This window comes from Ruminococcus sp. NATIVEDY160, assembly GCF_045819885.1.
In the GTDB taxonomy this organism is placed as follows: Bacteria; Bacillota; Clostridia; order Oscillospirales; family Acutalibacteraceae; genus Ruminococcoides.
The window spans coordinates 2,297,330-2,310,867 of record NZ_CP162391.1; the positions used below are offsets into that span (position 1 = coordinate 2,297,330).

A 13,538-nucleotide genomic window follows, 5' to 3' on the forward strand; every position below is an offset into this window, starting at 1 on the left:
AAAAAAGGGTGAAAATTCTGTATAAAATCTCAAAAAGTACTTGAAAAATAGCCATTTATGTAGTATCATTAGTGAGTATATTTGTAATTATTATACATTAAAGAAAAATTAATTGCAATAGCGCAATAGTAAATGAAGGGAATTGAGACAATGAAAGTATTAGTTATCAACGCAGGCAGCTCCTCTCTGAAGTATCAGCTCATCGATATGACAGACGAGAGCGTGCTCGCAAAGGGAAACTGTGAGAGAATCGGCACCGACGGCTCGTTCATCGGCTTCAAGACAAACGACGGTCAGAAGATCGAGCGCAAAACAGAAATGAAGAACCACACCCAGGCGTTCCGGGCCGTCAAGGAAGCTCTCCTCGACAAGGAGTACGGCGCTATCACAGACCTCTCCGAGGTTACCGCTATCGGTCACAGAATCGTACAGGGCGGCGCATATTTTGACCGCAGCGTACTCATCGACGCTGACGTTCACGCGAAGATCGAAGAGCTTTCTCCGCTCGCACCCCTGCACAACCCCGCTCATCTCCAGGGCATCGACGCGTGCACCGAGGTATTCGGCACCGAGATCCCCCAGGTCGCGGTATTCGACACCGCTTTTCATCAGACAATGCCCGAGAAGGCGTTCATGTACGCTGTTCCCTACGAGTATTATGAGAAATACGGCGTGAGAAAGTACGGCTTCCATGGCACCTCTCACCGCTATGTAAGCGCAAAGATGGCTGAGCTGCTCGGCAGACCCATCGAGGAAACAAAGATCATCACCTGCCACATCGGCAACGGCTCCTCTATCACAGCGGTTGACGGCGGCAAGGTTATCGACACCACCATGGGTCTTACTCCCCTCGGCGGCTTCATGATGGGCACACGCTCAGGCTCGCTCGATCCCTCCGTTGTCACCTTCATCGGCGAGAAGGAAGGCATGACAATGGCTGAGGCCTCCGAAATGCTCAACAAGAAGTCGGGTCTGCTCGGCGTATCGGGCGTTTCCTCCGACGACCGCGACGTTACCGCCGCTGAGAAGGAAGGCAACCACCGCGCGAAGCTCGCTCACGAGATGCTCTACTATCAGATCGCCCAGTACATCGGCAGCTACTATGTAGCTCTCGGCGGCTGCGACGCTATCGTATTCACCGCGGGTCTCGGCGAGAACCAGCCCTGCCTGCGCGAAGGCGTCTGCAACTACCTCGAGTGCCTCGGCGTTAAGCTCGACAAGGAAGTAAACAACAACACTATCCACGGCAGACAGGGTACGCTCACCGCTCCCGACTCCAAGATCCGCGTAGAGCTCATCGCTACCGACGAGGAAATGGTTATCGCGAGAGATACCAGAGATATCGTCGCCGCTCTTTAATTGATAATTTAAAACAATACGACCTCCGAAGCTCAGTGTTTCGGAGGTCTTTTGTTTTGCTTATTTTTCCGCGTGAGCGAACCGCAGCGTCGGCTTGTCGAGGACGGTCTCCCTGACAAAGATAAACGTGACGTACGCGTACAACGCGATATTGATTATTGAGGTCTGACCGAGAGTCAGAGCTTCGTAGTTTGCAAACAGGTAATAGCAGTAACCGCGCAGGCTGATAAGCAGCGAGGTCAGCGCAACGAACGGGTGCTTCTTCGTCATGAAGAAGTACGCGATAAGCAGAATGTCGAGCAGGTACGAATATCGCTCGTGCATCGACGAGAGGAACATCAGGCAGGTAAACGAAGTCCAGACGCCTGTCATCATCAGCTTGTCGCGCTTTGTGAGATCGACCTTTTTGTGCAGCACAAGGAACAGTCCCGCCGCGAGAATACCCATCGTCAGCACGATCGAAAGCGGCTTGAGAAGGTAGTAATTCTCGACGCTCTGACCGTTGCACATAAACGCATAGACGTTCGGGTAGTTCATCTGGATCTGCTTGCCGTAGTCGGTCTGGTCGGCGTAGATCTTGATGATATCCAAAAACGGTCTGCCGAAGAACACCGCGGGCAGGCACATGACGATATCTGTCAACGGAATGATGAAGAAATGCAGAATGCTTATCTTCTTCGAGGACACGTAGTAGTAGATATAGAGCGGCAGAATGAAAACCATCTGCAGCTTGAACGCCAGCGCCGCGCCGAGGAGGACAAAGGCGGGAATGTGCTTGTCCTTCATCGTACAGAAAATCGCGAAGATGATCAGGCTGACGTACATTGAATCGCACTGACCCCAGAAGGAGGAGTTGAGCACGACCGTCAGCGTGCAGAGCGTGACCGCGTAGCTGAGCGCGGGCACGAAGCTGAAAAAGCTCTCTCTGCGGTGATTCGCGACGAGAAGGCCTACGCCTCCGGCGAGCGCGAAGTCAAAGACGATCGAAACTATCTTGTAGGCGTGAAGCGCCTCGCCCGTGATACGGGTGAGAAAGAAGATTATCACCTGATACGGAATGTTGTAGTTGCCTACCTGCTGCGAGAGTCCCGAAAAATCCTGGTCTGCGATGACGTTCCACCAGCCCGAAAGAAAGCTGTTGTAGTCGTCGCTGCGGAAATCCATACCGGCCATGCGGATAAGCATGCCTGCCAGCGTGGCAATAACAAAGATAATCAAGGGCGCGTATTTGCGCACGATACCGATCAGTTTTTTCTCGATGTTCGTCATCTGACAAAGCCTACCTTCTTCATGACCTTGCCGAGGGTGCGGCTGCTGATTTTGAGAGCGATCTCGTCAGCCTTGTGATAGCAGTCCTCGAGGTACGCCTTGTCCTTGACAAGACGCTCGTAGCGCTCGCGGATAGGACGCAGCTCCTCGACAACAGCCTCGCCGACCGCGGTCTTGAAGTCGCCGTAGCCCTTGCCTGCGAACTCGTTTTCGATTTCCTCAAAGGTCTTGCCCGTAACCGCGCCGTAGATAGTCATGAGGTTGTTTACGCCGTCCTTGCCCTCGGCAAAGCGGACGCAGGAGTCGCTGTCGGTGACAGCGCGCTTGAACTTCTTCATGATGACCTCGGGGCTGTCGAGCAGATGTACGCAGCCGTTGACGTTCTCATCGGACTTGCTCATCTTGTTGAGCGGATTCTGAAGGCTCATTACGCGCGCGCCGTTCTTCGGGATAAAGCCCTCGGGGATCTTGAACACGTCGCCGTAGAGTCCGTTGAAGCGCTTCGCGATGTCGCAGGTCAGCTCGATGTGCTGCTTCTGGTCGGCGCCTACGGGCACCTTGTCAGCCTGATAGAGCAGAATGTCGCCCGCCATCAGCGAGGGGTAGGTGAACAGTCCGGCGTTGATATTGTCGGCGTGTTTTTTGGACTTGTCCTTGAACTGGGTCATGCGCGAAAGCTCGCCGAACTGGGTGTAGCAGTTGAGTATCCATGCAAGCTCCGCGTGGGTGTGGACGTGGCTCTGAATGAAGAACAGGCTCTTTTCCACGTCGATGCCGCAGGCGAGGATCGAAGCGTAGGCGTCGATGATGTTCTTGCGCATCTGAGCGGGGTTCTGTCTGACGGTGATGGTGTGAAGGTCTGCGAGCGCGTAGATGCAGCTGTATTCCTCCTGCATCTTCACCCAGTTGCGGACCGCTCCGAGATAGTTGCCCAGCGTGATAGTGCCGCTCGGCTGGATCGCGCTGAATACGACCTGTTTCTTTTCTGTCTGTTCCATTTTATATATACCTCTTACTTGTTATATGATTTGATCAGCTCGCCGAGGAGTCTGATACCCTTCTCGAGCTGCTCGTCGGTCGGAGTCGAGAAGTTGATGCGGAAGCTGTGGCACTCGTCGCGCTCGTCGGTGAGGAAGGCGTTTCCGGGGACCACGCATACCTTGTTGAGAACCGCGTCCTTGCAGAACTTCGGCATATCTACGCTCTCGGGCAGGTCGCACCAGATGAACAGGCCGCCGTCAATGCGGTTATAGGTGATCTCGGGCGCACAGTACTTGTCGAGCAGTTCCATGCAGAACTCAGCCTTCTTGGTGTAGATATCGCGGAGACGCTGCAGGTGCGCGTCGAAGTCGTACTTTGAGATGAACTCGTCGCAGACGACCTGCGACCAGATGTTGGTGTGAACGTCGTTGCCCTGCTTGCAGACAACGAGCTTCTGGAAAATCGGCTTGGGCGCTATCGTGTAGGCGACGCGCATACCGGGAGAAATTACCTTGGAAAACGAGCCTGCGTAGATAACGATCCCGTCTGTGTCGAAGGACTTGATGTTCGGCAGGTTTTCGCCGCTGTAGCGAAGGTCGCCGTAGGGGTTGTCCTCGATGATCAGCACGCCGTACTTCTTGGCGAGCTCATAGACCTTTTTGCGCTTCTCAAGGCTCATTGTAACGCCGGAGGGATTCTGGAAGTTCGGGATAGTGTAAATCAGCTTCGCGTCGGGATTAGCCTTGAGCTTTTCCTCGAGCTCGTCGGTGTTCATGCCGTCGGGCTCAACTGTAACTCCGACAAGACGGGCGTTGTAGGCGCGGAAGGTGTTGAGCGAGCCGATGAAGCTCGGAGCCTCGCAGATAACAGCCTCGCCCTCGTTTACAAGAGCCTTTGTGCACAAGTCCATGATCTGCTGAGCGCCTGTTGTGATGAGGATATCATCGTTGTCGCTGCCGGTGTTGTGGGTTTTGCGCATGTACTCCATCATGTGCTGTCTGAGCGGCGTGTAGCCCTCGGTGACGCTGTACTGGAGAACGGAGATGGGATTCTCGCTGAGGATACGCGCGGAAATCTCGGCGATTTCCTTTGCGGGAAAGGCTTCGGGAGAAGGGTTGCCCGCGGAGAGAGATACCACCTCGGGGTCGGCGGCGTACTTGAAAATCTCACGTATCGCGCTGGGCTTTAAATTTGAAACTCTGTCAGAAAATTGATACTCCATGTTTCTACCTCTTTTAACAAAAAATATACTATATTATTGTATCACGATTAGGTTTAATTGTAAAGAGAAAATGCCGCACGGCTTGCCCCATGTCGTTTCCGCGTCTGCATAGTCTTTATCCGGGCCGCATATACATAAAAAAAAGCATGGAGGACGGCTATGGACACAGTTGAAGAACGCGCGGCGACACTCGGCGCGTACATAATCGAACACAACGCGACCGTCAGAGAGGCGGCGAAGCGCTTCGGAATCAGCAAGAGCACGGTTCACAAGGACGTTACCTTCCGCCTCAGGAACGTGAATCCCTCGCTGTACAGCGGGGTGCGCGCGGTGCTCGAGAAAAACAAGAGCGAACGGCATATACGCGGCGGAATGGCAACGCGTGAGAAATACAGAAAAAAATCTTTACAACCCCCGATGTTTGTTGTATAATGTAGAGTAGTTGTGCGCTGTTGTGCCATTTCGTGCAAAGGCGGCAACAAATCATCAACCGCTACTTACACTCTGTTCAACAAGTGAAGGTGTTTTCAGAATGAGAAAGATTCCATTTTCTCCGCCTGATATTTCACAGGCTGAGATCGACGAGGTTGTCAAGGTTGTCAAATCAGGTTGGATTACCACAGGTCCCGAAACGAAGCTGTTCGAGAGCAGGATCGCAGAATACTGCAACGTGCAGCGCGCGGTATGTCTTTCATCTCAGACCTCCTGTGCGGAGCTGACTCTCAGAATCCTCGGAGTAGGCCCCGGCGACGAGGTTATCCTTCCTGCCTATACATACACCGCCACGGCGTCCATTGTCTATCACGTCGGCGCGAAGCCCGTTATGATCGACTGCAAAAGCGGCAGCTTTGAGATGGACTACGACAAAATGGAAGCGGCGATCAACCACAACACAAAGGCAATCATCGCGGTTGACCTCGCCGGAATCATCTGCGACTATGACCGTATCTTCGAGGCGGTCGAGCGTCAGAAGCGCGTGTTCGAGCCCAAGAACGAGCTGCAGGAGAAGTTCGGCAGGGTATTTGTCATCTCCGACGGTGCGCACGCTTTCGGCGCAATGCGCGAGGGCAAGATGTGCGGCGAGATCGCGGACTTCACGAATTTCAGCTTCCACGCCGTAAAGAACATGACCACCGCGGAAGGCGGAGCCGCTGTTCACCGCTCGCATGAGGCGATCGACGAGGACTGGATGTACAAGCAGTACATGCTCCTCTCGCTCCACGGCCAGACCAAGGACGCGTACACCAAGAACAAGGTCGCTTCGTGGGAATACGACGTAGTTGACACACAGTATAAATGTAATATGCCCGACGTTCTCGCGGCTCTCGGTGTAGCCCAGCTCTCGAGATACGACAAGATTCTCGAAAGGCGTCATCAGCTCATAAAGCTCTACAATGAAGAGCTCAAGGATCTGCCGATCCAGGTGCTCAACCACTGCGACGAGCACCACCGCAGCAGTGGTCACCTCTACTTTGTCCGCTTCATCGGCAAGGACGACGAGTACCGCAACAAGTTCTACAATATGATGGCGGAAAACGGAGTAATGTGCAACGTCCACTTCAAGCCTCTGCCGATGCTCTCGGCATACAGCAACAAGGGCTTCCGCATTCTCGACTTCCCCAACGCCTACAATATGCACAAGAACCAGCTCTCGCTCCCGCTGAACACGACTCTCAGCGACGACGACGTGTGGTACGTGCTCGAAACCTTCAAGCGCACGATCAAAACTCTGTAATACAGCAACACGGAAAGACCAAAAGTCTTTCCGTGTTTTTTGTTGCATTTAGTTTTACAATTAACGAAAGGCGGAGAAAGCACCCACCGGTGTTCGAATTTTTGTGCGAAAAAAGCGTCTTCAGGTGCGCATAGGGAAGTTTATTGGACACCTTCTCGTTTAAAATTAAAGTACAGGAAAAACGAGGAGGAAGGTAAAATGGTAAATTTTTGTTTGTTTGTATTTGTGATTCACGCGGTGCGCGATTCGGCTCAGGAGATTGTGTTCGGCAAGCAGAAGAAATCCGCCGTATACGCGAAGAAACGCCGTATGCGTGAATATGAAAAGCGCAAACAGCTGCGCATGAGAAAGCCGCGGAGAATTCACTCCGCGGCAATTATTTTTTGTATTACAGCTCGAGCAGCGTAGAAGCCACGCCGAAATAAATCAGCAGAGACAGAGAGTCGCAGACCGTTGAAATCAGCGGATTCGCCATTACCGCAGGGTCGAGTCCGATCTTGCTCGACAGAAGCGGCAGGCTTGAGCCGACGATCTTCGCCATAATAATAGTGCCTACCAGTGTCAGAGATACGACAAGCGCAATGACGACCGAATTCTCGTTGCCGCGCAGGTCAAAGACCATCAGCTTCACGAAATTCGCCGCGGCAAGCGTAAGGCCGCAGAGAGCCGCGACGCGCAGCTCCTTCCAGAGCACCTTGAACATGCTCTTGAACTCTATCTCGCCGAGCGACAAGGCTCTGATAACCGAAACCGACGCCTGAGAGCCCGCATTACCGCCGGAACCCGTGATCATCGGAATGAATGACGAGAGGATAATAACGCTCGCGAGCATTCCGTCAAACGCCGAGATGATCGTACTCGTGAAGGTCGCCGAGAGCATGAGCACGAGCAGCCACGGCACGCGCTTTTTGTAGATACCCCATACGCTTGTGCGCATGTAGGGCTTGTCGGACGGCAGAACCGCCGCCATCTTCTCGATATCCTCGGTCGCCTCTTCGCGGATAACATCGATCGCGTCGTCGATGGTTACGATGCCGACGATACGCTGCTCGTTGTCGACAACAGGCAGCGCCAGAAAATCGTAGTCCGAGAATATCCTCGCGACCATCTCCTGGTCGTCGAGGGTGTGGACGGAGATCACGTTCTCCTCCATCATGTCCTTGACAAGATCGTCATCGTCCGCCAAGAGCAGATCCTTGACGGTGGTGATTCCGATAAGGCGGTTGTAGTCGTCGTTTACATAGCAGGTGTAGATAGTTTCCTTGTCGACACCCGTGCGGCGGATTCGCTTGATAGCCATTTCGGCGGTCATATCCGGCCGCAGCGAAATGAACTCTGTCGTCATGATCGAGCCTGCGCTGTCCTCGGGATACTTTAGCAGCTCGTTTATCTGCCGCCTTGTCTCCTTGTCAGCCTGTCTGAGAATACGCTTGACGACGTTCGCGGGCATCTCCTCGATAAGGTCAACCGCGTCGTCGACAAACAGCTCGTCAACGACCTCCTTCAGCTCGTTGTCACTGAAGCCGTGAATCAGGAACTCCTGAGTGTCCTCGTCCATCTCGACGAAGGTTTCCGCCGCCAGTTCCTTTGGAAGAATGCGGAATAGAATCGGGGTTTTCTCGTCCTGCAGCTCCTCGAACACCGCCGCGATGTCGAAAGGCTTCATTGTGGTCAGGATATCCCTGAGGGTGCTGTACTTCTTCTCCTCGAGCAGCACCTTGATGGTTTCCGTAAGGGTTACGTTCACCTGAATCATTGTCTTTCCTCCTCAAATCTGCGTCGTGGAAAGACGTGTTCTGAACAAAGCGTATTTGGTAAACAATAGCTACAGGGTCTGTTGCCATTGTTTACCAAATATTGACCGAATGAACGCCGCAACCGCGTTCACAAATGCTTCGTCGCGGAACAGCGCCTGTATTTCCGTCTGCGTCCATTCAAATTTCACCTCACAAATCAGTATCCTTTATTATTTTAGTCTATTTTGTACCTAAAGTCAACGAAATTTTCAAGCGTCTTGATTTTTATAAAAAATAATGTATAATAATATTGTATCAAATAATTTGGGGGTAACTCATGAACGGTATGATTAAAAAATATCTGCCCTTCGCGCTTATTATCTTCGGCGTTTACCTTCTGGTTCCGCTGATTTTTCTGATTCCGGGGCTTAACAATTTCTCCGCTGTAGCGTATTACTTTATCTTTCTGGTAACACAGGTCGCGTGCTCCGCGTTCTACTGCTCAAAGCACGGACTCGACTTTCTCTTCGCGCTTATCGCGCCTATCGCGTTCCTGTTCACGATGATGATTTACGCGGGCGGTTTCACGAACTTCACAAACATCATTCTACTGGTCGTTTACCTTATCGCGGGTATTTTCGGACTGTTTCTCGGCGATCTCGCTTTCGGTGACGAAAGACGCAAGCGCGAGAAGAAGGAAAAGCAGGCTGCCGAAGAGCTTCTTTTGCAGGCAAAGCGCCGCGACGAACGCGAGCGTGAGCTTCACAGCGAGAGCGGCAGCGCGCCTCAGCGCACACGAACAGAAAGACCCCGCCGTCCTCAGCAAAGCACAGGCAGTCGCTACGCGCAGCCTTCACGCGCTGCACAGAAGGACAGTGACGACGATTTCTACAGCCGCTACACCGCTGACATGGACAAGGAGCTTGACGAGCGCGTCAACAGACTGCTCGACGAGGATTAATAAATCAAACGGAGAGGCTCAGGGTGATATTCTTAACGGAAAAATAGGTGGCTTAGATACCCTGAAGGTTTTAATCGCCTTCAGGGTATTTTTCTGTTTAGTTTTTGTCTATCTGAAATGTGTATTGGATGACGATTGTGTTGCCGCAGGTGCGAGAGTATCTAACTTCCTTTTCGTAGACATCGATTCGCTTGATGAAGGCACGGAGGATTTCGGGAGTGAGTTTTTCAATGTCAATGTACTCTTTCGCCTTTGCAATGAAATCCTTGACGTATTTCTCCTGCAAATCAATCTCATTGATTTTCTCGTTGAGTTCATTCAGCTTAATACGAATCTGCGCCTGTTCTTCCTCGTAGCCTGACGCTAGGAAATCGTAGCGTTCCGGCGTGATACGTCCGACGACTCTGTCCTCGTATAAGCAACGGATGATGTTGTCAAGCTCGTGAAGTCTTGTGGTCAGCTGAGTTCTTTCTTTTTCTGCCGAAGCATAATACTTCTTTGCTTCGGCTTTGCCTTTCTCGGTTGCCATAGCATAAAACTCATCACTGTAGTTGCTCGCTAACGCTATCATGGATTTTAACTGCGCGAGGACGATTGTGTCAAGTACCTGCTCTTTGATGTTATGAACCGTGCATTTCACTGTGCCGCATTGATATCCGCCGCACTGATAGAAGTTCTTCTCCACCGGAAATGATTTTGAACGGTGAAGATACAGCCTTTTACCGCAGTCTCCGCAGTAAAGATAACTGGAATACTTGTCTATCTCTCCTTTAATATCAGGGCGCTTTCTTCCCTCAAAGTGCTTTTGAACCAGGTCAAAGACTTTTCTGTCAACGATAGCTTCGTGCGTGTTTTCAAAAATCAGGATATTCTCCGGCGAGTTGTTTATGCGTTTTTTCAGCTTATTTGACTTGGAATACGTCTTGAAGTTGACGGTATCGCCAACGTAAAATCTGTTAGATAGCATATCTCTGACGGTAGATTGAATCCAGTGATAGGGATTGTTTAAGTCAGGGTGTCCGCTCCTATTACCGGTTTTCTTGAAAGCATAAACGCTCGGACAAATCACTTCTCGCTCCGCAAGCTGATTACAAATTCTTCTGATTCCGATTCCGCTTGCATATAAATCGAAGATTTCTTTTACAATCGGCGCGGTTTCGGGTTCGGGAATCCATTCCTTTGGATTGTCGGGGCTTCGCATATATCCGTATGGCACCGTCGTGCTGATTCTTTCGCCACGCTCACCTTTTGAACGAATGACAGCCCTTATCTTTTTGCTCGTATCTCTGGCATAGAAATCATTGAAATAATTCTTGATGCCGGAGAAATCGCTTTCACCATAAAGGCTGTCAACGCCGTCGTTGATTGCGATAAAGCGCACGTCATATTGCGGGAAGGTAATCTCCATCAGCATACCTGTCTGGAGGTATTCTCTGCCGAGACGGGATTGGTCTTTGACGATAACTGTTCCGACCTTGCCCGCGTAAACGTCATCCATCATCTGCTTGTAACCGGGTCGGTTGAAGTTTGCGCCGGAGTAACCATCATCAACATAGTACTTGCAGTTGTGAAGATTATTATCGTCCGCGAACTTTTTTGTAATGATTTTTTGATTGGATATGCTATTTGATTCGCCCTCGCGCTCGTCCTCTTGTGAGAGTCGGCAGTAGAGAGCGGTAATCAATTGGTTTGAATTTGTGTTTAACAATTTGAACCTTCCTTTCCGAATGCAGCCACTATGAAATTCAAACCGAATAGGATACAGCAACAGGATACCCCAACTCGGCTTGAATGTCCAGAGATTTTGGCATTTTATTTGCAATAAAACTTTTGACCCGCCGTTGCAGAAACTTAGTTTATATATCTCAGTTTTCCAAAGGCGGATTTGGATGCAACGTAAGTGCCCTACGGGTACACGTTGCTATTTTCCGCTGATTAAATATTTGATGGTGTCACTGACGGTGGGAGCGTCATCTGTAGGGTTTACAGAAATAATCTCGTAAGTCGCGCCGTTGACCGTCATGGTAGTGGAGCTGAATAGATTCCTTCTGTAAAAATCTGTTTCGTTATTCAGAGTAATCGTGCTGAATTCTTTGTCCATAGAGTCCTTTCAAGACCGTCGGACAATGTACAAGACGAGATTGCGAAGTAGGCGTTGCTCGGTGCTTCATCCGTTACTTCAAACAGCCTGCTCTGCACACGGTTCCAGTTGTCCTCCAAACAAAGATAGAGCGTTGTACCTTTCGTGGTTTTGAAATTCCAGACATAATCTCCTTTTGCTATGCGGACTGTCCAGTCCAACATCATCCATGACTTGCCGATTTTCGGTGCGCCGCTTATCATAGCGACGCCCTGCGGCAGAAGTCCCTCAATGCAATAGCGGATAGGCGCTAATCGCATATCCATTAATGTTTCGCCGTCAATGACGGCAAGTTTGTTTTTTACCATTCTTGTAAAAATTCCTTTCTTAAAATTCGGTATCCTATCCGGCTACAGTTCCTGTGCGTGGCTTTTCGCACGTTGTCATCCTTCGCCGCTTATAGCCCGTTTCTCGCTCGCTCTTTCGAGGTCATGGCGCGGTACTAAGTGTTCGCTCGCTTCCGGTCATCGCATAACTACGGCTCTGGATGTATCTCTCGCTCGGATAGGATTATTCAATTGTCTTGCCATTAGCTATTGGCTTTTGATAATTATCATGATATAATTTTAACTGATTTTTACGGATAAATATATCAGCGATGAAACTTGCGATTTTTGCAAAGTTCCATCCCTGACAGCCAGATTGGAAGCGGTTATTTTGATTATGAAAAAAGGGTTATACCTTGTTCCGGCAGGAAAACTAAAATTTGGTTTGCTTTATTGTGGCGGAGAGAAATTTAAGAAGCTATACTCAAACAGCTATGCAAATGAATTGATTTCGCTGATCAGCACTGATAGTGACGCGATGCAGATTGCGCTAAGTTATGTGAATCGGGAGCCTTTGTTTGAAAAGCGTTACTCACATATACGAGCAGAACGAATCTTTACACAGAACCGACAAGTTGCAACAATCGTTAGGTCTATTAATTCAATTCTGGGTCTGCTGCTTGACGCGGAACTCTCTAAAATAGTAAAACCCTCTCCCGATGACAGGAGAGGGTATGAAGAAGCGATTGCCTTGCAGAGAAAAATATATCATGATTTCGGTATAGCGTTTCAAAACGCAAAGGTGCTGACAAATATTTATGCGGAGTTACCTTGTACGCTCGAAGAAAGGCCGAAAAGAATATTGGAGATTGATAAACAGCTTTTAGACCACAGTTACAGCAAAACCTACTATATCAACAAGAAAAAGCAGACAGAAGATAATTTAAGCTTGACAAAATGCTACGTTTTTGATTCAGCAGCGAATTATCTCAACTTCCTTCTGCTGAATCTGATTCAGTTGAATCCGAATATCTGTCTGTGCCAAAACTGCGGTGAGCTGTTTGTTGCCAAGACGAAGAAGAAAACTCTCTACTGTGACAGGATTCAGCCTGACAGCAACAAAAAGTGCAGTGAGATTGGTCCCAAGAACCGCGTCGAGTTACAATCGACGCTGTTTGGCTTTGAAGATTATGACAAGGCTGTTGAACGAAACTATCAGCGCGCTAAACGTACAGCAGAGCACTACGTCAAAGACATACGGCTGAAATGGGACGATTATTTCAGCTGGCTCGAAAGAGCACAACTGGCAAAGAAGCAGTGGCTGAACGAGGAAATCTCTGACGATGATTTCTTGGATATTGTCCACGAACTGGACTAAACAGCAGCACCGCTCGGCACTACGTCAGGCGGTGCTTTTCTTCGCCCACAAACCGCGACAAATCGGCTGTGTGGGCTTTGTTGGGCAAGGTCGGGTACATTTCCGAACTTTTTATTTGCGCGACACGGGGCAAAACAGGGCGCGTCAGGTTTTCTCGCTGCTCATCGCTTCAACCATTAGTCTGACAGCCAAAGAGAAACCTCGACAAAACGCGTCGCGCTCGCCGAGGTTCATCAACTCTGTGTGGTTGTCTTTGATTTTTGGAGTATGGCGTTCTGCCGCTCCGTCAGCATAGCCGATAATTCCTGCTCGTGATGAATCACCAGCTTTGTGGTAATGTCGTACTCACTGCCGCGCACCACTTCATATTCGTGCGGAGCTATATTGCCATAATAGAGATTTTCGAGTGTGGTCATTTTCTCACAGTCCTTTCAAGCACAACAACATACCACAGAAAGGGATAAGAGTCCAGAGCTTTTTTCAAAACTTTT

13 protein-coding genes and 1 pseudogene are annotated in these 13,538 nt (G+C 50.1%); 6 read left to right on the forward strand and 8 right to left on the reverse strand.

Features of this window, described 5'->3' with window-relative positions:
- Positions 1–150 precede the first annotated feature (150 nt).
- On the forward strand, positions 151–1,359 hold the full coding sequence (locus tag AB1I49_RS11290) for an acetate/propionate family kinase (protein ID WP_316611326.1): 1,209 nt from the start codon (positions 151–153) through the stop codon (positions 1,357–1,359).
- A 60-nt stretch (positions 1,360–1,419) separates the two neighbouring features.
- Here the strand turns inward: AB1I49_RS11290 and AB1I49_RS11295 are convergent, their stop codons facing one another.
- Genes AB1I49_RS11295 through AB1I49_RS11305 form a run of 3 tightly spaced genes read right to left on the reverse strand, consistent with a single transcriptional unit; the run spans position 1,420 to position 4,831 of the window.
- A complete protein-coding gene (locus AB1I49_RS11295; protein ID WP_407721031.1) occupies positions 1,420–2,628 on the reverse strand; it encodes a glycosyltransferase 87 family protein in 1,209 nt (402 codons plus the stop codon).
- Entirely contained in the window at positions 2,625–3,626 is a 1,002-nt protein-coding gene (gene trpS, locus AB1I49_RS11300) for a tryptophan--tRNA ligase (protein ID WP_186833250.1), read from the reverse strand. The genes AB1I49_RS11295 and trpS overlap by 4 nt, the downstream gene beginning before the upstream one ends.
- Before the next feature lie 14 nt (positions 3,627–3,640).
- Positions 3,641–4,831: an aminotransferase-like domain-containing protein gene (locus AB1I49_RS11305; RefSeq protein WP_316610423.1), complete on the reverse strand. Its 1,191-nt coding sequence runs from the start codon at positions 4,829–4,831 to the stop codon at positions 3,641–3,643.
- A gap of 159 nt (positions 4,832–4,990) precedes the next feature.
- On the opposite strand from AB1I49_RS11305, the gene spoIIID reads away from it, so the two are divergent.
- From spoIIID to AB1I49_RS11320, 3 genes are all read left to right on the forward strand, one after another.
- Positions 4,991–5,263, forward strand: coding sequence for a sporulation transcriptional regulator SpoIIID (gene spoIIID / locus AB1I49_RS11310; RefSeq protein ID WP_186833248.1), 273 nt, complete (start codon positions 4,991–4,993; stop codon positions 5,261–5,263).
- A gap of 100 nt (positions 5,264–5,363) precedes the next feature.
- Positions 5,364–6,566, forward strand: a complete 1,203-nt coding sequence (locus AB1I49_RS11315; protein ID WP_186833247.1) for a DegT/DnrJ/EryC1/StrS family aminotransferase — start codon at positions 5,364–5,366, stop codon at positions 6,564–6,566.
- A 198-nt stretch (positions 6,567–6,764) separates the two neighbouring features.
- Entirely contained in the window at positions 6,765–6,974 is a 210-nt protein-coding gene (locus AB1I49_RS11320) for a hypothetical protein (RefSeq protein ID WP_186833246.1), read from the forward strand.
- On the opposite strand, the gene mgtE is transcribed toward AB1I49_RS11320, so the two are convergent.
- Positions 6,955–8,322 carry a magnesium transporter gene (gene mgtE / locus AB1I49_RS11325; RefSeq protein ID WP_407721032.1) on the reverse strand — a complete coding sequence of 456 codons (1,368 nt, stop codon included), beginning with the start codon at positions 8,320–8,322 and terminating at the stop codon, positions 6,955–6,957. The genes AB1I49_RS11320 and mgtE overlap by 20 nt on opposite strands.
- A gap of 317 nt (positions 8,323–8,639) precedes the next feature.
- Here mgtE and AB1I49_RS11330 point away from each other — a divergent pair, with 317 nt between their 5' ends.
- The gene (locus tag AB1I49_RS11330; protein WP_316611328.1) at positions 8,640–9,263 is read left to right on the forward strand and encodes a hypothetical protein; all 624 of its coding nucleotides are present in this window, start codon (positions 8,640–8,642) and stop codon (positions 9,261–9,263) included.
- A gap of 97 nt (positions 9,264–9,360) precedes the next feature.
- Here the strand turns inward: AB1I49_RS11330 and AB1I49_RS11335 are convergent, their stop codons facing one another.
- From AB1I49_RS11335 to AB1I49_RS11345, 3 genes are all read right to left on the reverse strand, one after another.
- Positions 9,361–10,971 carry a recombinase family protein gene (locus tag AB1I49_RS11335; RefSeq protein ID WP_407721034.1) on the reverse strand — a complete coding sequence of 537 codons (1,611 nt, stop codon included), beginning with the start codon at positions 10,969–10,971 and terminating at the stop codon, positions 9,361–9,363.
- A gap of 213 nt (positions 10,972–11,184) precedes the next feature.
- On the reverse strand, positions 11,185–11,364 hold the full coding sequence (locus AB1I49_RS11340; RefSeq protein ID WP_316608928.1) for a hypothetical protein: 180 nt from the start codon (positions 11,362–11,364) through the stop codon (positions 11,185–11,187).
- Positions 11,334–11,711 carry an AAA family ATPase gene (locus tag AB1I49_RS11345; protein ID WP_407721035.1) on the reverse strand — a complete coding sequence of 126 codons (378 nt, stop codon included), beginning with the start codon at positions 11,709–11,711 and terminating at the stop codon, positions 11,334–11,336. Before AB1I49_RS11345 ends, AB1I49_RS11340 begins: the two co-directional genes overlap by 31 nt.
- A 355-nt stretch (positions 11,712–12,066) precedes the next feature.
- Between AB1I49_RS11345 and AB1I49_RS11350 the strand changes: the two genes are divergently transcribed.
- A complete protein-coding gene (locus AB1I49_RS11350; protein ID WP_316618808.1) occupies positions 12,067–13,047 on the forward strand; it encodes a DUF6076 domain-containing protein in 981 nt (326 codons plus the stop codon).
- 144 nt (positions 13,048–13,191) lie between these two features.
- Here AB1I49_RS11350 and AB1I49_RS11355 read toward each other — a convergent pair.
- Positions 13,192–13,463 (reverse strand): annotated as a pseudogene (locus tag AB1I49_RS11355) (DUF6809 family protein).
- Positions 13,464–13,538: the final 75 nt, after the last annotated feature.